The organism is Mycobacterium sp. E1214, assembly GCF_001666755.1.
Taxonomy (GTDB): Bacteria; Actinomycetota; Actinomycetes; order Mycobacteriales; family Mycobacteriaceae; genus Mycobacterium.
Map to the genome: position 1 here is coordinate 1 of NZ_LZJC01000067.1, position 18,910 is coordinate 18,910.

22 protein-coding genes and 2 pseudogenes are annotated in these 18,910 nt (G+C 67.2%); 10 read left to right on the plus strand and 14 right to left on the minus strand.

Annotated elements, in window-relative coordinates; genetic code table 11:
• Positions 1-68 (minus strand): annotated as a pseudogene (locus A5700_RS26900) (hypothetical protein); the annotation flags it as partial.
• 79 nt (positions 69-147) lie between these two features.
• Between A5700_RS26900 and A5700_RS07465 the strand changes: the two are divergent.
• Entirely contained in the window at positions 148-552 is a 405-nt protein-coding gene (locus A5700_RS07465; RefSeq protein ID WP_068072152.1) for a hypothetical protein, read from the plus strand.
• A gap of 47 nt (positions 553-599) precedes the next feature.
• Complete coding sequence (locus A5700_RS07470; RefSeq protein WP_068072155.1) at positions 600-1,619, plus strand: NADP-dependent oxidoreductase; 1,020 nt, start codon at positions 600-602, stop codon at positions 1,617-1,619.
• A gap of 15 nt (positions 1,620-1,634) precedes the next feature.
• Here the strand turns inward: A5700_RS07470 and A5700_RS07475 are convergent, their stop codons facing one another.
• The gene (locus tag A5700_RS07475; protein WP_068072158.1) at positions 1,635-2,270 is read right to left on the minus strand and encodes a hypothetical protein; all 636 of its coding nucleotides are present in this window, start codon (positions 2,268-2,270) and stop codon (positions 1,635-1,637) included.
• Between the two features lie 241 nt (positions 2,271-2,511).
• Here A5700_RS07475 and A5700_RS07480 point away from each other — a divergent pair, with 241 nt between their 5' ends.
• Positions 2,512-3,342, plus strand: coding sequence for a family 16 glycosylhydrolase (locus tag A5700_RS07480; RefSeq protein ID WP_068072161.1), 831 nt, complete (start codon positions 2,512-2,514; stop codon positions 3,340-3,342).
• Here A5700_RS07480 and A5700_RS07485 read toward each other — a convergent pair whose 3' ends face one another.
• Both A5700_RS07485 and A5700_RS07490 read right to left on the minus strand, forming a co-directional pair.
• Positions 3,343-4,848, minus strand: coding sequence for a glycosyltransferase family 39 protein (locus A5700_RS07485; RefSeq protein ID WP_068072163.1), 1,506 nt, complete (start codon positions 4,846-4,848; stop codon positions 3,343-3,345). It lies immediately after the preceding gene.
• Between the two features lie 30 nt (positions 4,849-4,878).
• A complete protein-coding gene (locus A5700_RS07490) occupies positions 4,879-5,094 on the minus strand; it encodes a hypothetical protein (protein ID WP_231973861.1) in 216 nt (71 codons plus the stop codon).
• Positions 5,095-5,217: 123 nt separating this feature from the next.
• On the opposite strand from A5700_RS07490, the gene A5700_RS07495 reads away from it, so the two are divergent.
• The 3 genes from A5700_RS07495 to A5700_RS07505 all read left to right on the plus strand — a co-directional run bounded on the left by A5700_RS07495 (position 5,218) and on the right by A5700_RS07505 (position 7,061).
• Positions 5,218-5,526 (plus strand): hypothetical protein, encoded by a 309-nt coding sequence (locus A5700_RS07495; RefSeq protein ID WP_068072170.1) that lies wholly within the window; start codon positions 5,218-5,220, stop codon positions 5,524-5,526.
• A gap of 155 nt (positions 5,527-5,681) precedes the next feature.
• Positions 5,682-6,335, plus strand: a complete 654-nt coding sequence (locus A5700_RS07500; RefSeq protein WP_197502893.1) for a GAP family protein — start codon at positions 5,682-5,684, stop codon at positions 6,333-6,335.
• Positions 6,336-6,386: 51 nt separating this feature from the next.
• Complete coding sequence (locus tag A5700_RS07505) at positions 6,387-7,061, plus strand: GAP family protein (RefSeq protein ID WP_068072177.1); 675 nt, start codon at positions 6,387-6,389, stop codon at positions 7,059-7,061.
• On the opposite strand, the gene A5700_RS07510 is transcribed toward A5700_RS07505, so the two are convergent.
• The gene (locus A5700_RS07510) at positions 7,037-7,822 is read right to left on the minus strand and encodes a hypothetical protein (RefSeq protein WP_068072181.1); all 786 of its coding nucleotides are present in this window, start codon (positions 7,820-7,822) and stop codon (positions 7,037-7,039) included. The two genes, A5700_RS07505 and A5700_RS07510, sit on opposite strands and share 25 nt — an antisense overlap.
• A gap of 28 nt (positions 7,823-7,850) precedes the next feature.
• Between A5700_RS07510 and A5700_RS07515 the strand changes: the two genes are divergently transcribed.
• Positions 7,851-9,341 (plus strand): bifunctional phosphatase PAP2/diacylglycerol kinase family protein, encoded by a 1,491-nt coding sequence (locus A5700_RS07515; RefSeq protein ID WP_068072183.1) that lies wholly within the window; start codon positions 7,851-7,853, stop codon positions 9,339-9,341.
• Positions 9,342-9,377: 36 nt separating this feature from the next.
• On the opposite strand, the gene A5700_RS07520 is transcribed toward A5700_RS07515, so the two are convergent.
• The 4 genes from A5700_RS07520 to A5700_RS07535 all read right to left on the minus strand — a co-directional run bounded on the left by A5700_RS07520 (position 9,378) and on the right by A5700_RS07535 (position 11,978).
• Entirely contained in the window at positions 9,378-9,869 is a 492-nt protein-coding gene (locus A5700_RS07520) for a hypothetical protein (protein ID WP_068204598.1), read from the minus strand.
• A 143-nt stretch (positions 9,870-10,012) separates the two neighbouring features.
• Positions 10,013-10,357 (minus strand): DUF732 domain-containing protein, encoded by a 345-nt coding sequence (locus tag A5700_RS07525; RefSeq protein WP_068072187.1) that lies wholly within the window; start codon positions 10,355-10,357, stop codon positions 10,013-10,015.
• A 252-nt stretch (positions 10,358-10,609) separates the two neighbouring features.
• A complete protein-coding gene (locus A5700_RS07530) occupies positions 10,610-10,957 on the minus strand; it encodes a DUF732 domain-containing protein (RefSeq protein ID WP_068072190.1) in 348 nt (115 codons plus the stop codon).
• A 169-nt stretch (positions 10,958-11,126) separates the two neighbouring features.
• On the minus strand, positions 11,127-11,978 hold the full coding sequence (locus A5700_RS07535; protein WP_068072193.1) for a mycofactocin-coupled SDR family oxidoreductase: 852 nt from the start codon (positions 11,976-11,978) through the stop codon (positions 11,127-11,129).
• Positions 11,979-12,361: 383 nt separating this feature from the next.
• On the opposite strand from A5700_RS07535, the gene A5700_RS07540 reads away from it, so the two are divergent.
• Complete coding sequence (locus tag A5700_RS07540) at positions 12,362-12,847, plus strand: hypothetical protein (protein ID WP_082959871.1); 486 nt, start codon at positions 12,362-12,364, stop codon at positions 12,845-12,847.
• A 278-nt stretch (positions 12,848-13,125) separates the two neighbouring features.
• Here A5700_RS07540 and A5700_RS07545 read toward each other — a convergent pair whose 3' ends face one another.
• The 3 genes and pseudogenes from A5700_RS07545 to A5700_RS07555 all read right to left on the minus strand — a co-directional run.
• A complete protein-coding gene (locus A5700_RS07545) occupies positions 13,126-13,932 on the minus strand; it encodes an Ig-like domain-containing protein (protein ID WP_068072200.1) in 807 nt (268 codons plus the stop codon).
• Positions 13,933-14,187: 255 nt separating this feature from the next.
• Positions 14,188-15,642: a hypothetical protein gene (locus A5700_RS07550; RefSeq protein ID WP_068204601.1), complete on the minus strand. Its 1,455-nt coding sequence runs from the start codon at positions 15,640-15,642 to the stop codon at positions 14,188-14,190.
• Positions 15,643-15,794: 152 nt separating this feature from the next.
• A pseudogene (locus A5700_RS07555) lies at positions 15,795-15,995 on the minus strand (pyridoxal 5'-phosphate synthase lyase subunit PdxS); the annotation flags it as partial.
• Positions 15,996-16,411: 416 nt separating this feature from the next.
• On the opposite strand from A5700_RS07555, the gene A5700_RS25990 reads away from it, so the two are divergent.
• The gene (locus A5700_RS25990) at positions 16,412-17,641 is read left to right on the plus strand and encodes a DUF6883 domain-containing protein (RefSeq protein WP_156671122.1); all 1,230 of its coding nucleotides are present in this window, start codon (positions 16,412-16,414) and stop codon (positions 17,639-17,641) included.
• A gap of 13 nt (positions 17,642-17,654) precedes the next feature.
• Complete coding sequence (locus A5700_RS25180; RefSeq protein WP_082960582.1) at positions 17,655-17,888, plus strand: DUF4926 domain-containing protein; 234 nt, start codon at positions 17,655-17,657, stop codon at positions 17,886-17,888.
• A 102-nt stretch (positions 17,889-17,990) separates the two neighbouring features.
• Here A5700_RS25180 and A5700_RS25185 read toward each other — a convergent pair whose 3' ends face one another.
• Positions 17,991-18,281 (minus strand): WXG100 family type VII secretion target, encoded by a 291-nt coding sequence (locus tag A5700_RS25185; RefSeq protein WP_082960583.1) that lies wholly within the window; start codon positions 18,279-18,281, stop codon positions 17,991-17,993.
• The gene (locus A5700_RS25190) at positions 18,278-18,577 is read right to left on the minus strand and encodes a WXG100 family type VII secretion target (protein ID WP_255377900.1); all 300 of its coding nucleotides are present in this window, start codon (positions 18,575-18,577) and stop codon (positions 18,278-18,280) included. Before A5700_RS25190 ends, A5700_RS25185 begins: the two co-directional genes overlap by 4 nt.
• Between the last annotated feature and the right edge of the window lie 333 nt (positions 18,578-18,910).

Here is an 18,910-nt window from a genome sequence, read left to right on the forward strand (position 1 = left end):
GTGTTGTCCTTGTTCGCCCGCAGCGCGTCGAGTTCCGTCGCGTACACCTGCTCCACCCGGGCGCCGCCCCCGCCGCCCTAGGACGTGGCAAACCCGCTCGGCGAAGCGCACACTGGCAGGAACGGCACGAGCGGGCGAGGAGGTCGCGTGGGCGAGCACGGTGCATTTGGATTCGATCCCGAAGACTTCGACCGGGTGATCCGGGAGGGCAGCGAGGGGCTGCGCGAGGTGTTCGAGCGGCTGGGCAAATTCGTCGGCGCGCCCGGCCCGCGGTCGGGGTGGTCGGTCCTCTTCGACGACCTGTCGCGGCGGCCTCGCCCGGCGCCCGAGACCGCCGGTGAAGCCGGTGACGGGGTGTGGGCCATCTACACGGTGGACGCCGGCGGCGGCGCCCGGGTGGAGCAGGTGTACGCGACGGAACTCGACGCGCTGCGGGCGAACAAGGACAACACCGACCCCAGCCGCAAGGTGCGGTTTCTGCCCTACGGCATCGCCGTCAGCGTCCTCGACGGCGACACCGACGACCGGCCTGAGGGCCCGCGCGCCGACTAATTCGCCAATTCGCCGGCCGATTTCGGCCGGTTAGGTAACTTCTGTTCGTGCCCGAGTTGCCGAACCGCCAGATCGTGCTCCGCCGCCGCCCGTCGGGACTGGTGCAGCCCGCCGACACCGAGACGATCACCGCGCCGGCACCCGAACCCGCCGAGGGCGAGGCGCTGCTGCGCACCACCTACGTCGGCATCGATGCCGCCGCCCGCACCTGGCTCGACGATCAGCCCAGCTATCTCCCGCCGGTCCAGCTCGGTGAGGTCATCCGGGCGGCGGGGATCGGCGAGGTCGTCGCATCCCGGTGCGACGCCTACGCCGTCGGCGACGTGGTAACCACGCTGACCGGCTTCCAGGAATACGTGCTCATCCGCGACGACCTGTTCAGCACGCCGATCCCCGGTGAGGACGACCAGTTGGCGATCATGTCGGTGTACGGGCCGACCGGCGCCACCGCGTATTTCGGGATGACCGACATCGGCAAGCCCACCGAAGGGGAGACCGTCGTGGTCTCGGCCGCCGCGGGGGCCACCGGGTCGGTCGCCGGGCAGATCGCGAAGATCGCGGGCGCGCGGGTGGTCGGCATCGCGGGCGGCCCGCAAAAGTGCCGCGCGGTGGTGGAGGACTTCGGCTTCGACGCGTGCATCGACTACAAGAACGAGGACGTGCCGGCGGCGCTCAAACGGCACTGCCCCCAGCGCGTCGACGTCTATTTCGACAACGTCGGCGGCCCCATCCTCGACGCGGTGCTCGGCCGGCTGGCGTCACGCGCGCGGGTGGTGCTGTGCGGCGTCATCTCCAGTTACCTGACCGGCGAGCACCCCGGCCCGGCGAACTACGTCAACCTGCTGGCCAAGACCGCGCTGATGCAGGGCTTCAACGCCCTCGACCAGTGGGGCCGGTTCGACGAGGCCTTCACCGCGCTGCGGCAATGGGAGTCCGAGGGGCGACTCAAGCACCGGCAGACCGTCTTTGAGGGCATCGACTCGTGCGTCGATGCCCTCAACGGCCTGTTCACCGGGGTCAACATCGGCAAGACGCTGGTCAAGCTCAGCGAACCCGGTTCCCGGTAGCCGGGGCGGGCGAGCTCAGCCCTCCCCGAGCGCGCGGTGCAGCGCCTTCTTGGCTTCCGTCAGCGCCTCCAACACCGTGGCCTGCGCCTGGGCCAGTTGCTGCTTCTGCTCGTCGGTGCCCGTCCAGGCGATGGTGCGGGCCAGCCCGGCGATCTCGAACAGTTCCTTGCGGATTTTAAGGGCGTCGCCGAATTTGGCGGCACGGCCGAGGAACGCGTGCGCGGTCTCGCTGCTGACGCCCCGCCAGGCCAGGATGTTGCGGCCCAGCTCGGTCAGCGTCGCCACTCCGTTTTCCACCGTGACGGCGCCGCGACCGGCGAGGATGCCGATTGCCAGCTCTGCCACGTCCTGCGGGGGAGTGAACGCGCCCTGCGTCGCGTCCGTCACCCGCTGCACCACCTGTGCCGCGTCGGCGGGACCGTCGAGCAGCAACGCCGCGGTGACGAACGCCGCCCGCTTGAGCCCGTGACGGCCGTGCTTGCCGAATCCCGGGCCGTGCTGCCCGAACGCCGGGCCGCCCCAGCCGAACCCAGGGCCGCCGAACCCGGGACCGCCGAAACCGGGGCCACCACCGAAACCGGGGCCGCCGAAACCGGGCCCACCGAAGCCGGGCCCACCGAAGCCGGGACCACCGAAAAATCCACCAGACATTGCAGTTCCTTTCGTTTCATCCGCAGATATCAACCTCCTTGATACCACCGACTGACGCGATGTCAACGACGTTGATGGTCGGTGGGTGTCACCGCAGGTCGACCGGCGCGGCCGCGGGATCGGACCGGCGGGGCGGGATGCGAACGACCCCGGTGCGTGGTTTAGTAACACCGTTTGCGAGAGTTTCCTGGGGGTATCGCGCCCGGTTGCAGGAACGGCTTTCACGATTGGTGGGATGTAGATGGATCGTCGCAGCATGTTGTTGACGTCCGGGCTCGGCATGCTGGGGGCTGCGATGCGACTCCCGCAAGCCTGGGCAACCCCGTCCGCACCGGAGGCGCCGCCGTCGGCCGGGGGCGGTGGCCCCTACATCTTCGCCGACGAATTCGACGGGCCCGCGGGCTCACCTCCCGACCCGAGCAAGTGGACCATCCAGACGTGGCAGGACGATGTGTTCCCGCCCGTCGAGGGCATCTACCGCGACGACCGCCAGAACGTGTACCAGGACGGCCACTCCAACCTCGTGCTGTGCGCCACCCACGACTTCCTCAGCAACACCTATTACAGCGGCAAGCTGCGCGGCACCTTCCGCAGCATGATCAACCAGACGTGGGAGGCGCGGATCAAGCTCGACTGCCTGTTCCCCGGCCTGTGGCCGTCGTTCTGGGGGGTCAACGAGGACCCGCTGCCCGACGGTGAGGTCGACATCTTCGAGTGGTACGGCAACGGCCAGTGGGCCCCGGGCACCACGGTGCACGCGGCGTCCAACGGCAAGACCTGGGAGGGCAAATCCATCCCCGGACTGGTTGACGGCAACTGGCACACCTGGCGGATGCATTGGGGCGAAGAGGGATTCGAGTTCTCTCGGGACGGCGCCGAGTACTTCAAGGTGCCCAACAAGCCGATCCACGTCGCCGGCGGCGCTCCCGACGATTTCCGGTGGCCGTTCAACATCCCCGGCTACTGGATGACCCCGATGTTCACTCTCGCCGTCGGCGGCGTGGGTGCCGGTGACCCGGCGGCGGGCCAATTCCCCTCCTCGATGCTGGTCGACTACCTCCGAATCTGGTGACTACCGCTCGGCTTTGAGCACCTGCACCAGGTTGAACTGCCAGCGTTCGACCAGCCGGAACCCCAGATCGTGGGGGACCCCGAAGGCGGGCGTGGGGCCGTAGACCGGACCGGGCGGCAGCGCCGGGCCCTGCTCGTGTGCCGGCAGCGACGGATCCGCCTGCGTGATGATCCAGACAACCCCGCAGTGGCTCAACGGGGTTGCGACCACCTCTGGGATGAGGTTGGTGTCGAAGACGTCGTTGCGGTCGGTCGCCCGCTGCCACAGCGTGAGGTCGACCAGCTTGCGGTACGCGTCGGGGCGCGCCGCCAGCAGCGGGCGCATCGGGGCGGGCATGAAGGTGACGGTGTCGTTGACCAGTAGGCAGTCACCGGCGGCCGCCTTGGCGGTGATCAGGTCGGCCACCTGACTGTAGTCCATGCCGTATTTCGCGTACGGATTCAGCTGTGTCCGAACGTAGTTGGGTGCCGCGGCAACGGCGAACAGGCCGACCAGGGCGGCGGCCCGCCAAGGTCTCGAGGCGACGGCGCCGACACACACCCCGAGGACGAGCGCCACCGCAGGACCGGTGAAGGTGAGGTAGCGCGGCGTGTAGATCGGATGGACGACGGTGGAGAAGACCACGATCACCGCGGTGGGCAACGCCGCCCACGCCGCCCCCAAGAGCAACAGCTGTCGCTCTCCCGCCCCGACGCCGGTCGCCCACAGCCACCGCGCGATCGCCGCGGCGATCACCAACGCCGCGAGGACCGCAAAAAGAGGGTCACGTTCGAAGTACTGCTGGACGACGACGTCTTCGATGGTCCGGTGTCCGACGGGCGCCACCCATTTGATCTGCGGGGTCTGCCTGACGACCCGAATCACGAACGGCACCAGGGCGACTAGCGTCAACGCTGCCGTCGCCGCGAACGGAGCGAGGCTGCGCCGATACCTCACGACGTAGCCGGCGTGCACCAGGATCAGCAGGGCCAGATAGACGTCCAGCAACATCGATGCCGCCAGAAAAATGCCGTAATAAGCCCAGCGCCAACGGCTTTCCTGTCGCGTCAGCCCGACCAGCAGTATCGTCAACCACACCGCTGCGGCCATCGAGACGGCGTACGGGCGCGCTTCCACCGCCGCCCATGTCGAACGCGGCAGGATCGCGGTGAGCACACCGGCGCTGACCGCGACGCTGCGCGACGAGAACTGCTTGCCCAACACCACAATTCCGGCCGCCGCGGCGCCCATCGCCAGCGCGCTCGGGGCGCGGGACCAGAACTCGGTGGGTGGAACAATCTGAAACCAGCCGTGCATGAACAGGTAGTACAGGCCATGGACGGCGTCGACATTGCCGAGCATCCGCCACAGTTGGCCGACCGAACGGCTGTAGGCGGCCGAGACGGTGGCCGCCTCGTCGTACCAGAACGACGGCCGGGCCGCACCGGCCAGACCTATTGCGGCGCCGAGGACTCCGATGAGCAGCGGGTCCAGCAGCGCGGGGCTTCGCCTGGTCTCGCTGAACACCTCGTCATGGTGCCAGAAGCGGGGTGTGGGTCAGCTAAGCAGCCAGACGTGCCAGAACCCGTCGGGGCCCAGGCGGCAGTCGTACCGGCTGTACAGGTGGTCGTTGTGCGTGAGCTCGACGTGCGGGGCGTCGGCCATGCAGCCGGCGTCGCTCGAGTAGATGCCGTCAACTTCGATTTCGTCGGCGTTGGCCGTGCCCGCTCCGGCGGTCAGAAGCCCGCCGAACGCCAGCAAGCCGGCAGCCATAACTCGGTTCATTTCGGGGTCCCCTCGGCCGTCTCTGTCCCGTGCGAGGCGACTATATCCAGCCGGTGAGGCCGACGCGCGGTAAACGATCCAACTCCAGTTATTCGAACGTATGATCGAACGATGGCTCCGTTCGCGTCGATCGGCTACAACGGCCAACCCCTGCGCCACCCGTTTCACGTGGTGCGGCCGCCGGTCGCGGTGCTGGTCGACCTGACGGTGTTGTTCCCGCGCGAGCCACACCGGTCGGGCCGCTATCAACCCAACGGCCTGCAGTTGCACAAGGTGGTGGAGGGGTGGCTGAGCTGCTGGGGCTTGTGCGAACAGGGCGACTGGTGGGGGCTGGTGACCTATCCCGTGGTTTACGGCGCTCAACGCAAGACCGTGACGCATTGGATTCCCGCGTGGGTGCTGCGCCGCAAGGGGCGATGACGCTTTGCCGGACCCCGCCGCGACCCACGCGGTAACGCGTGACGCTGTCCGTGCCGCTACCTTCGCGCCATGGTCGACGGCGGTGTCCGGCGAAGCGGTGCGCGGGCGACGGCCCAATGCGATGATTGCTGCCCGTGGACGCAAGTTGGGCCCCCGTGCTCACCAAGCTGGTGGCGCTGGCGGCGGTCATCGCGCTCTCGCCCATCACGATCATCCCGGCCGTCTTGGTCCTGCACGCGCCCCGGCCCCGGCCGACCAGCCTGGCCTTCCTGACCGGCTGGTTGCTCGGCCTGCTCGCGCTGACCGCGGCGTTCGTCAGCGGCTCGGAGTTCCTCACCGGCTTTCACTCGACCCCGCCGAAGTGGGCGTCCTGGTTGCGCGTGGTCCTCGGCGCGGCGCTCCTCGCGCTGGCGGGCTTTCACTGGTTCACCCGGCACCGCCACCGCCGCATGCCGCGCTGGATGCGGTCGTTCTCCACTCTCACGCCGGGACGCGCGGGCGCGATCGGCGCCGCGCTGGTGCCGCTGCGGCCCGAGGTACTCATCCTGTGTGCCGCCGCGGGGTTGGCCGTCGGCAACAGCACCCTTGGCGCCGCCGCCCAGGTGGCGGCCGCCGGCCTGTTCGTCGTCCTCGCCGCGTCGTCGGTCGCGGTCCCGGTCGTCGCCTACGTCGCCGCCGGGGACCGGCTCGACGCGACGCTGCAGCGCCTCAAGGCGTGGATGGAGGCCAATCACGACGCGATGATGGCCGTGATCTTGTTGCTCATCGGATTGGTCGTGCTCTACAACGGGATTCGCATGCTGGTCTAACTACCGGCGCGCTTCGGCGCCGCGTCGGCACGGCAATGGAAGGATGCCGCCATGGCAGGAAGTTGGGGCACGGTCTTGACCGGGCTCGTCCCCCTCGGGCTGGTCATTTCGCTGTCGCCCCTCACGGTCATCCCGGCGGTGCTGGTGCTGCAGGCGCCGCGCCCCCGGCCGAGCAGTCTCGCGTTTCTGCTGGGTTGGCTGCTGTCGTTGGCCGCGCTGACGGCGGTATCCGTCGCCGCCTCCGGTCTGCTCGGTGGCCTGGACAAGGCACCGCCCCGGTGGTCGTCGTGGCTGCGGGTGGTGTTCGGGGTGGCGCTGATCGGCTACGGCATCTACAAGTGGGTCACCCGGCGCGCCCACACCGAGTCCCCCGGCTGGATGCGGTCTTTCGCCACCATCACCCCGGCCCGCGCGGCCGTCACCGGGGCGGTCCTGGCGGTGGTGCGCCCGGATGTCGCGCTCATCTGCGTACCCGCCGGGTTGGGCATCGGCACCGCCGGGCTGGGTCTGGCCGGTGACTGGGCCGCCGCGGCGTTCTTCGTCGCCGTCGCCGCGTCGAGCGTCGCGATCCCGATCCTCGCCTACCTCGCGGCCGGGAGCCGGCTCGACGACCCGCTGGCACGGCTGAAGGACTGGATGGACCGCAACAACGCCGCGCTGCTGGCGGCCGTCTTGGTGCTGATCGGGGCGATGGTCTTCTATCACGGGGTGCACGCCCTGCGGTAGCCGCCGTCGGCCAGGCCGGCCTCTTCTTCGAACTCGTTGACCACGCCGAAGCTCAACTCGCGCAATAACTCCCGGCCGTAACCGGAGAGCATGCCCAAGTAGCCGCGGTCCGCCCACTGCCGGCAGTGGCGCTCCTCGTGGTGCAGCACCCGATCCAGGGCGAGTCCGCTGGGCCGCGGCGTGCCGTCCCGATCCGCGTACCACGCTCGCCCCGAGCGCACGATCCGGCGCAGCTGATCCTCCCCGTCGGGCACCCCACCGACGTTGACCATGAAGATGTCGCCCCAGGTGGTGCCGGCTCGCGCGCTGAACAATCGCTGAATCCAGTTGCCGCCCAAGCCCATCAGGATGCCGTTGGGCGTGCTGGCCAGGCGGCCCCCGTTGCGATGCACAAACCCGACGTCTCGGCCGTAGGTCCAGTGATTGTCGTTCTGCCGCTTGGCGATTCGCGCCACTTCTGCGGCGGCGTACGGGGTGGCGGGAAAGTCGGTGGGCCCATCGCCCGCCTTGCCGTAGCCGGTGCCCGCGTTCACCACGTAGGTCATCAGCGCCGCCTCGCGGGCGTGCTGACCGGCGATGCCGCGCGGCAGGACGAAGAAGGATTTGCCATCGGGATCCCGGACCTCGGTCAGCGCGTCCAGCACCCGGAAGCTGGCCGGGCTGATCCCGTAGCGCCGGGTGATCTCGTCGACGACCGAGGGGGCAACGCCGCACCGCTCGGCGTTGTCGTGCCATCTCGTCCAATAGCCCTGTGCGTCCATCTCCAAGCACCAATTTAGGGTGTAACCAATGAACAGGCGGCCCTGGCAACGCGCGCGCGGCATCAAGCAGATCACCCGAGGGCTGGGCACGCTGGACCGGGAGGTGTTCGACGCCGTCGCCGCGACCGACACCCCGCTGCTCGACACGGTGATGCCGCCGCTGACCCGGGCCGCCGACCACTCGAAATTGTGGTTCGCGATCGGGGCCGCGCTGCTGGCCAGCGGCAACCAGAGCGCACAGCGCGGCGCGCTGCGCGGGATCGTCACGCTGGGCGTGTCCAGCCTGGTCACCAACCAGGTCGCCAAGCGGATCCGGCCGCGCCCCCGCCCGGTCTATGACAAGGTGCCCGCGATCCGGCGGGTGCGGCGGCCCACGTCGAGCTCGTTGCCCTCCGGGCATTCCGCCAGCGCCGCCGCGTTCGCCGTGGGGGTGGGTCTGGAGAACCCGCTGCTGGGTTTCGGGCTGTCGTTGCTGGCGGGGTTGGTGGGCCTGTCGCGGGTGGCGACCGGCGTGCACTACCCGGGCGACGTGGTCGCCGGGTTCGGTATCGGCTCGGGCATCGCGGTCCTGGGGGGCCGGTTGGTGCCGCCGATCGTCGAAACCGCGCTGCCGCGAACGGAACCCCTGCGGCTGCCGGCCCGCCCGCGGCCCGACGGCGCGGGTGTGGTGCTGGTCATCAACCCCGCATCGGGTGGCGGCACCGGCGCCCGCGTGGTCGACGAGGTGCGAAAGGCGCTGCCGCAGGCTGACATTCGCGAGCTCAAGCCCGACGACGATCCGGCGCAGGTGTTGCGTGGCGCCGCCGCGGATGCCGAGGTGCTCGCGGTCGGCGGTGGTGACGGCACCGTCGCGACCGCCGCGGCGGTGGCCGTCGACGCCGGGCTACCGCTGGCCGTCTTCCCCGCGGGCACGTTCAATCATTTCGCCAAGGACATCGGCTGCGACACCGTGGCCAAGACGGTCGACGCGATCCGCCGCGGCTCCGCGGCCTACGTGGATCTGGTGTGCCTCAACGACTCCGAACTGGTGCTCAACACCGCCAGCATCGGCGCCTACCCGACCTTCGTCGAGCAGCGCGAGAAGCTGGAGAAGCGCATCGGCAAGCCGCTGGCCGGTCTGTACGCGATGTTGCGGACGCTGCGCGGCGACGCGCCCGTGCGAATCCGCTACGACAACAAGACACTGCAGACGTCGCTGTTCTTCCTGGGCAATTCCGTGTACCTGCCCACCGGGTTCGCCCCGTCGCGACGCACCCGCATGGACGACGGCCTGATCGACGTGCGAATCCTCGAGACGGGCCGGCGTTGGGCACGGACCCGGATCTTGACGGCGTTGGCGCTGGGCCGCCTGGAGCGCAGCCCGCTCTATCGCGAACTGCAGGTGCCCGAATTCACGTTCAGCACTGTGGATGGCCCGACCGTCATCGCCCGCGACGGTGAGGTGGGCGACGAATACCGGGAGGCGCGTTTCACCGCGAAATATCGTGCGCTGGCGGTGTTTCGGCCGCTGCCGGGTTAGGGACGCCCTCCTACGCCGGCCGAGGCGTCCGCGCGATCACTCATCTGGCACAGCCGGCATCGTGCGTGATGCCCGTCTGGCGCGCACGAATCTCACGGTGAACAGGCACACGAGTGGCGTCAAAGCCACACCGAAGGCCAGCATTTCCAGGCCGTCACTGTGATGCAGCCGCTGCATGGCCGCCGGCGAGTAAACACCGCGGATGATCGCATCGGGACTGGGATGCGCGGTGGGAGGCAGCGTCAGTTCGGGTGGTGTGTCGCCGGGATGGTTCAGGTGCTCCACCGAGTGCCCACCACGCAGCCCGTTGACGTGCAGCACTGAGCAGGTGTCGGAGGCGCGCATGCGATGCGTCTCGCAGTAAGGACCTGCCAGGTATTGGTACGCGAGCAAGTAAGCCAGCAGGGTCATGCCGTAGATGAATACAAAAAAGCTGCCGAGGAACGCATATCCGATAGCCGTCGATAAGCGCCTGCGCCGCGCCTGGACGACCTGCGCGACACGCCGTACCTGCTCTTCCCCTTGCATCCGTACTTCATCATGACGCGTGAATGCGCGTTGTGCGACGAAGTCCGATCAGACGCGTATCCGTGCGGTACGAAGTGACGGCTCTGTTTCGTTGCTTGGCGTTAGCCAACTTGCTCCGCGTGCCGATCAAGGCATGCGCGCCGCTAGGCGTTCGGGCACAGGTCGCGCAGGGCGAAGATGACCACGTCGGCGGCCTGGCGGCCGTTGATGCCACCGTTGCCTTGGTCGGCGTCGGAGCGCTGCAGCGCCAAGCCTTCCAGCTGCGTCGGCGATGCGCCCCACGACAACTGCTGGCACAGGTCCGCGCCCATCTGCAACAGCGCATCGTCGCCACCGTTGATGGCGTGAATGTTGGCGTTGTGCAGGTCGTTGAGGAACGAGGTTTGGTCGGCTTGTGCCGGACCGGCCCAACCGATCCCGCCGATCACCAACGGCCCGGCGACCAGCGCCCCGCCCACCAGCCGGCCATACAGCGTCCGTCCCGCCATGGCTTTGTCTCCTTTGCCCGCGCCCGATTCGGATGATGCGCTTTTCGCGAAAGCTCATCAAAACACGCCGCGCACACTAAGTCCCGCGAATGAACGGTGAACGACGAGCGGCCGGCCGGCGGGCCACCGTTGTGGTTGCGGCCCGACGTGACCGCGCTGGGCGCGCGGCACATCGGAGCTGCCGCGTGGCAATCGCCGTCGCGGCCTCAGCGCGTGCGGGTCGCGCCGCGCGGCTAACGGGCGACAGGCGCGTCAGGCGTCGGGGCAGAGGTCGCGCTGGGCGTAGCCCACGACGTCGTCGGCCTGCTGGGGTGTCAGCCCCCCGGCGCCTTGTCTTGCGTCGGAGCGTTGCAGCGCAAGGCCTTCCAGCTGTGCCGGCGGGGCGCCCCACGACAGTTGCTGGCACAGGTTCAAGCCGGCCTGTAACAGCGCGGCGTCACCGCCGGACGTGGCGTGGATGCCATCCCGGTGCATATCGCTCAAGAAAGCCGACGCGTCGGCGTGCGCGGGTGTCGCCCAGGCGATCGCGACGGCCGTCAACGGGCCGCCCAACAGCGCCGCGCCGCGCAGCGATGTGGCGATGAGCCGCGGTGAAGCCACAGTGCCGTCTCCTCTGCTTGTCAACAGTTTCACTCAGCGTGTTCACTTTTATGAAACCTTATGTTCATGTTGAGTGCACTCGGAATTTCCTGTGAATGAGCTGCGCAGAGATTTGGTCGGCGCGAGAAAAAGGGCCGCGCTCGCGCGTGGCCCTTTAGAAGGGAGGCGGCTAGTACTTCAGTTGGCCGCGATCGACGGGCACCTGGCAACCCGACAGGGTGGCCGAGCCGCTACCGGCCAGCCAGGCAATTACGTCGGAGACTTCTTCGGGCATCAGCAGGCCGAGCCGCTCGGGATCGGTGACGCCGTGCGGTTGCAGAGGCATCGGGGAGAGGCTGTGCAGGTAGTGCGGGTAGCGGCCCAGGATGTCCGACATGCCTTCGAATCCGGTCATCGGGGTTTTCACCGCGTAGGGGTGCACGGAGTTGACCCGGATCCCATATTCACCCAGCTCGAGGGCCAGGGCGTTGGTCAAACCGACGAGCCCATGCTTGGAGGCGGAATAGTGGCCGTTGCCCGGAGTGGCCTTCAATCCCGTCGATGAGCTCACCACGATGATCGAGCCGCCGTTTCCCGCGGAGATCATCGCCGGCACCGCGGCGCGGATCGTCCGCCATGTCCCGCTCAAGTTGACGCCGATGACGGTGTCCCACTGCTCCTCGGACATTTCCCACAGCCGGTTCCAGCTCAGGACTCCGGCGTTCGCCACCACGATGTCGAGCCGCCCAAGCTGAGCGACACCGTCCGCCACAACCTGCTGCAAGGCCGTCAGGTCACGAATGTCCACCTCGTGAGTCAGCACGTCGCGGCCCGTCGACTTCACCGCGCGCGCCGTTTCAGCCAATTCGTCGGCGGTCGCGGGTGGGTAGGCGATGCTCGGCGACGCCGAACCGCACAGATCGAGGGCGATGACGTCGGCTCCCTCGGCCGCCAGCCGCACCGCGTGCGCGCGGCCCTGCCCCCGAGCGGCGCCGGTCACCAGAGCCACCCGTCCTGCGAGGCTGCCGTCACCTGGTGGCATCGGAATCCTTTCCCGTGGCAAGGAGTCGACCGGGCCATGACATCGCGCCCCGCCGGACACCCGTATCACGGCTCGCCGCCCGATCGGGTTCACTCTCATCTGGCGGCGCGCCGGCTCGGGCGCCTCAGTCGCCGCTAGCGCTCGCCATTCGCGGCTGGCGCGGCGTCGCGCGTCCGATTGACCCAGCTCACAACGGGTTTACGGAAGCTGTTCGAGTTGTGATGGCGTCGTGACGTCACCTTTTGGATACGACGCGGTGCGGCGCGTGTCGTGTCGCGGTGTGACTGCTGACAATTGGCGCGGTCGGGAAACGACTTCGGTACGGCTATGCGGTTCTGCTGCACCGACGATTGCGAACTATGTGAGCGCGAATATAAGGAGAGTTGACGCTGATGGCGATCGTCGATCGGTTCAACATCAAAGTGGTTGCCAGCGCGGGCTTGTGCGGAGCGGCCATAGCGTTGAGCCCGGACGCGGCAGCCGCCCCACTGATCACGGGCGGACACGCGTGCATCGAGGGGCAGGCGGGTGAGGCGCCCTTCGTCGCTGGTGCACCGGCGGCCGGCGGTGCGCCCGCCGCGGCCGGCGCCTGCGCGGCGCCCCTCACCGATATGTCCGGCGTGCCGCTGGCCGTGCCCGGCCCGCTGCCGCTGGTGCCCCCGGTGCCCGTCGTGCCGCCGGTGCCCATCGCGCCGCCGATACCCGTGGTGCCCGCCGGTGCGCCGCTGGTTGCGCTCGCCGGCCCGGCGGATGGGCTCCCAGCCGCCCCGATCATCGACATGTCCGGCGTCAAGGACGTCACGACGGGTCCGGCGCCGTCCGGTGGTCCGGTGCCCGGTCAGCCGGTCCCTGCGGGGCCTGCGAGCTGACACCTCCGAATTCACCGACGGGCCCGCTGGTTTGACGCCAGCGGGCCCGCCTTTTTTGTTGGGCGCAGCGCCATCGTCATCGGCGAAGCAGCAGCCGCTAATGGCTTGCGGAGTGGTCCCGTGGTATCGGCCTTCGGCGCAAGGCGTGCGCCTCAGTCTTGGCAGGCGGCACGGGAGCGCAGCTGAGGTGTCGCGCAGCCGCGCGGGGTTCGATCCGCATGAAAAAGCCCCGCACCCGTGTTGCGCTTGGGTGCGGGGCTTTTCGGGTCGGGCGCTCGCTAATCCTGCACGATCACGGGATCACCGACGTTGACGTGGTTGTAGTACCACTCGGCGTCATCGGGGCTCAGGCTGATGCAGCCGTGGCTGACGTTCTCGAGCCCCAGTGACCGTAGGGCCCACGGCGCCGAGTGCACGAACAGGCCGCGGCTGGTGATGCGGACGGCGTAGTCAACAGTGAGTAGGTAGCCGTCGGGGTCGTCGACGGGAATGCCCACGCTGCTCGAATCCATGGTGATAGAGCGCTCTTTGGACAAAACTGTGTAGGACCCGACGGGCGTCGCGAACTCCGGGCGGCCCATCGACGCCGGCATCACGCCCTGCTCCCCGAAGTGGGGGCGGTGGTGCGGCGCGGGAAGCTGGGTCGGCGGTCCCGCCTCGACGCCGTCGATGCTGACGGTGAACGTGTGCTCGGAGATGCTGGCCGTACCGATGACCGCGGGACCCGTCTTGATCTCGGAGGTGGCCTCACCCACCGTCAGCGCAATCGTGCTGTGCGCCGGCCAATATCGGTCGGGCACCCACTGCACGACCTTGTTGTCGAGCCACTGGAATGTGCCGGTCATGGTGGGCGTCGACTTCACCTCGACGGCCCGCTCGGCGGCGCGCCGGTTGGCAACGGGGGCGGTGAACGTCACGACGACGGGGTGGGCCACCCCGACCGCTTGGCCCCGTGCCGGCGAGATCGACGCGACGGTGAAAGTCGGTGACTGATTCGCCGCGGCCACGCTCAGCGCGGCCGGGCCCGCGACCACACTTGCCGCGATACCGAACACCACAAGAACACACCGAACAACCGCCCGCATGGCTCCCATTCCTTCTAACTGACAGAGTTGTAATACCGATGATGGTAAATCCCCTCTGACCTGCGGAAGCGCAAGGGCGCGTGTGTATTTCGGTAACGCGTCGATCACGGTTCGGCAACGGCGGTTTAGGCGCGGAGACGGGCCGAACGTCGAGGTCAGGCGCTAAGAGCGCGCCCGCAGGTCAAGATCAGGACAAGGTGCGGACCTCGCGGAAATGACGTGTTTCGGCTGCACTGCGTCGCCGTCCGGCGCGCGCTAGTGGTGGACCCCGGCGCTGACCGAGCCGCCGCTGCTACCGCCGGGCGCGCTGCCGGTGCCGCCACTGCGCGGGCCGCCACCGGGCTGGGTGTTGCCGCCGGAACCGCTTGGGCTGCTCGGTGTTTGGCCGTCTGCAGGCGCTCCACTGCCGGGGTGCACGCCGGGATTGTGTGCCGTTCCTTGCCCGGGTGGCGTCTGATGGGCGGCCGGTGATTGCGGTGGGGGAGTCTGCGCTGGGGGCCGGGCGGGTGGCGGTGCCTGGACGACGGGTGGGCTTGCCGGCGGATCGGGCAGATGGATCGGTGGCAGGGGGACCGGTAGCACCGACGGCATGACCAGCGGGGCCGGCGCCGCGGGAACGGGAACGGGGGGCACGGCGGCGCCCGGAACGTCAGGCGGCGGTGCCACCGGTGGTGGCGTCAGCGCGATGGGCGCCGACGGCGCGGGCGTGACCGCCTTGGCGGTGACCACAGGCTCGGGTGCGAGTACCTGCTCGGCCGGGGCCACCAGATTGTGCAGAGGGGCGGGCAACATCCCGACTGTCGTGTGGACCCCGACCGTCAGGGCCACCTCCAGGGCCAGGGCCGCGCTGAAGCCGGCCACCGCAATCGCGCTGCCCACCAACAACTTTGGCCTGCGGACGGCTGTGGCGCGGTTGGGCAGGACGACGGTGGGGGCCTGGGCGCCGTCGTCGTCGACGGCGCTGTACGCGTGGCCATCGGGTCGCCCGCCACCGAGGTGTGGGAAGCCGCCGGTGTCAGGGTCTTGGGCGTAGGCCAGCGCGGTGGTTGACGTGGTGAATGCGTGCGCGGACGCCAGCGCGGCCCCGCGGGCGAGCGCGGTCTCCGGCTGCCCGGGGGCGCTGACCGCCAAATTCGTCGCCTCCTGCAGGCTCCGGGCGAGGGGGCCGACGTCGACGCCGTGGCCGATCACCATCAGGCCACCCGGGCGGCCCGGCCCTTCGCCGAGCCCGGCCACCATGTCGGCGAGTGCGTCGGGGGTAAGGACGGGTGTCGTGTGGACTTCGGAAGCGGACCCGTCAGAGGTTTCGACCACCGCCAGCGTTGCGATGTCGGGTTCCACCAGCAACATCGCTGTGTTCTCGTAACCAATTGCGGCGCCTGCAGATTGAGCCAGCGCAGCGGCGGCCACGAATGCCGAGACGAGCATGACGTTTTCGACCTTATGGGCGGCCAGCGCATCGCGCAGCGCCGCAGCTGCCAGCTGGTCGGTGCAGGCGACCCCCACCGAGGACACTGCGATGCCGGCGCGGTTCGCGTCGTCGCGGGTGCCGACGACGGCGGCGATCACCCGATCGGAGGCGCTGACCGTCGGCGCGTCGTCGACAAGGAATTCGTTCTCGTCAATCGTGGTGCCGTCGGCCGATTCGCCCTGCACGAGGACCAGTCGAACCGAATCGGGCGCCAGCGAAACGCCGAGCACGATGTCCATCTCGCCCTCCCAGGCCGTGGCGACTAGCGAAGGCCCGCGCGGGGTATGGGGCCTTATAGCAATGGTCGGGAGCGAAGCTGTATGTGATGTCTGGTGAACCTAGGTGAACATTAAGAGCTCGGACTCGGCGTCGACGGTTCAGTGGACTGTTTTCACCAGCCGCGCTGCGCCAGCCGATGGGGCTGCGGGACTTGCTCGACGTTGATGCCAACCATGGCCTCCCCCAAGCCGCGCGACACCTTGGCCAGCACGTCGGGGTCGTCGTAGAAGGTGGTGGCCTTCACGATCGCGGCGGCGCGCTGGGCGGGATCGCCGGACTTGAAGATTCCCGAGCCGACGAACACCCCTTCAGCGTAGCGCTGGTCACCGAAGGCCCTGTTGAAGCGTGACCGGTTTTGGTGAATTTTCAGGCGGCTTCAAGCCAGCTAACGTCAAAGGCGGACTCGACGCGGAGGATCGGATGAATGCCCGGATGGTCGCCATTGGGTGCACGCGACTCGCTCCTGGTCCACCTAGTCAAGGACGCGGCGCCTTGGCCAGGAGTCGCATTGGGGCCGACGCGTGTAGCTGAAGGTTAGCCGCTGCTGTACTCCCGAACGTAGCTCGTAGCAACTCCGCCAAATGATCGAAAAGGACGCCGAAGTGTGCAATGGCACAAGACGTTGATCCGCAAATCATAAGGCGAGTTGGTGACGGGTGGCGTCAGGTCCACCAGGAGGCGGCTGCCGCGGTCGCCCGCTTGGCAGGTGTATTGCAAAGCTCGGCTGGGATGGCCGGCACCGACAGCGGGGCGCACGCCTGGGCCTCGAAGTACGACCCACTATGCGGCGGGTGTGACGGTGCCGCGGGGCTCATGGAATGTGCATCCGCAGCGGTGATCGCTGCCGGACAGGTAACCGACCTGCTGTATGCGACTGCTGTCAACCACCAGAATGCGGACGAACAGTCGGCATTCGACAACCGAAACCCTCCCGTCGTTGCACCCGAAAAAACTCCCGTGTTTCTGGAACCGGCTATACCCTCGGCCGAGGGCGGCCACGCGGATGTTCCTACCTGGTGGCACACTATCCAGGCCTACGTACAAGGCGAATTGTGGCCTAATGGTCATCAACACCAACTCCATAACGCCGCCCGCGCGTGGCGTGACTGTGGGGCGTCACTGCGCGCGGCAGCCTTCATGGGGAATAGCGCAACGCCTTATCTGAGCAACCAGAAATCTCCCGAGATACCCGCAGCAGTCGCCAACTGCAATCAAACTCGAGACGCGATGAACTCCGCGGCTGAAGGTTGCGACGTCGCGGCCAAAGCTTGCGACGATTACGCATCGGCAATCGATGCCGCCCATAACAACATCATTCACGAAATGGAATCGTTAGGCGCTACCGTAGCAGTGACCGAAATTGTTGCAGCCGTTTTGATTCCGTTCACCGCAGGAGCCAGTGAGGCCGTGTCAAAGGTCGTCGACGTCAGTCGACTGGCCGCTACAGGAGCGCGAATTGCGGAATTTATCCGTGCGTTTCGTGCGGCGGCCGAATTGTCGGCTCTGCCGACCGTAGCAGCGGCGGGTGCCGCCGCGCGCTCTATCACTGAGTTAGGGCCACTCCTTGCGGCGCGCGCGAGCACCTTCGCGGCCGAAACGGTGGGTAGGGGTGGTGCTGCGATCGACGCTACCGAGGCAACGACGCTCTCAGGGCAGAGTGTCGTGGATAAGCTCGAAAGATACTTGCTTAATCCAGACCATCCCGATGGGGGACCGAAGGCTAAGTGGTTCGAGCAAGCGTTAGGCTTCACCCGGCAGAATGAATCTGAGCTCGCCAAGCAGATTGTCTTCGACCCCAACCGGGCAGTGATCACAGGTGTCACTCAGTATGGCGTCAAATATAATGAAGTGATTCCGATCATTGGAGCGAACGGGAAGGCAATCAATGTAACATTTGCCTGGCTCCGAGGAAATGACGGCGTTGTACGCCTTGTGACAGCGATCCCCACTAGTAGATGAAAGATCGAGACGGATGAGGCCTGAAGAATATGACGTGGTGCAATTGCTTCGGCCCCTGCCGCAATATAACCTTGTCGCTGGCACACAAGGAACCGTCGTTATGGATTACACCAAAAGTTCGAGTAAGGACCTCCCTGCAGCCTTCGAGGTCGAGTTCTCTGACGCCGACGGTATTACGCAGGCCCTAGTCACTCTTTCGGAAGATGACCTCGAAGTGGTGTGGCGTCCAGATCGAAATCCGATGTAGTTCCCCTCGCAGACATTGATTGGGACTACTACCTTCGCGCCGGCCCAAGGTCCTTAAATTTGGCAAACGCTGGGTAGCCTCGCGATTGCCATCCCATACCAGTCACGGCCACATGACGGTGTTATGTTGAACAGTCCTAATATAGTTGCGACGTGCTATTTCAACGTTCTTCCGAAGTGCATCAAGGCCCTCCCGCATCTGACTGTCAGCTTTTAGCCATTTCTGGTGATATTGACGTTCGGCATTGGCGCCTTGACCCGACCAGGCGCCACTCAGCTCAGCTACGCATGAATTCACTTCCGTTGCAATCTGCTCGGCTTGCGAATCGAAGATTGCGAGCCGCTCGACGAAGTGTGCTAGAGCTTCAAAGTCGACCGTGTAGCGCCGGCTCATAACGTTGAGCTCTTTGAATTTAGAGCTGCAAATGCTCTGGCCGCAAGCGTCTCGTGATCTAACATGAGTTCTAGCGAGCGTAGAAGCGAATGAGAGTGCTCAGAAAGCAGTGACGCAACCGCCGTGGCTCCCTGGTGCCACTCTTCCCAGGGCGGCCCGTATGCCGATGCCGCCACACCTTGCCACGACGCAAATAAGTCGCGCCAAGCGCTGGTGATGCTGTCCAGTTCCGCCTGCAGATCCTCGGCTTTGTTCGCAAGAATCTGGGCGGCCGAGGCCATCGTCTCGAGTCTCATCGTCAACTCGCCTGGCACCAGGGCCTCCCTCCGTTAGGCAATTACGAGTCAAGCGAAGGCTGGCCCAACGCACAAATCACTTGCTGCATCGGCGAGATTGAGAGGCACAGCACGGGCCGCGGCAGAGACGATTCACCGCTGCTCAAGATGGAGCCGATGACGGGAATCGAACCCGCGTATTCAGCTTGGGAAGCTGCTTTGGGGCATCTCGCGCCGTTCGCTAGCATCCGCAACTCTCCGACATTCGGCATATGTATGCAGCTAGGCGGAGGTTTGTGGCCGATCTCGGCAGAGTTCCGGCGGGTTGCGAATTAGCTGTGTAGACCCTCGGTG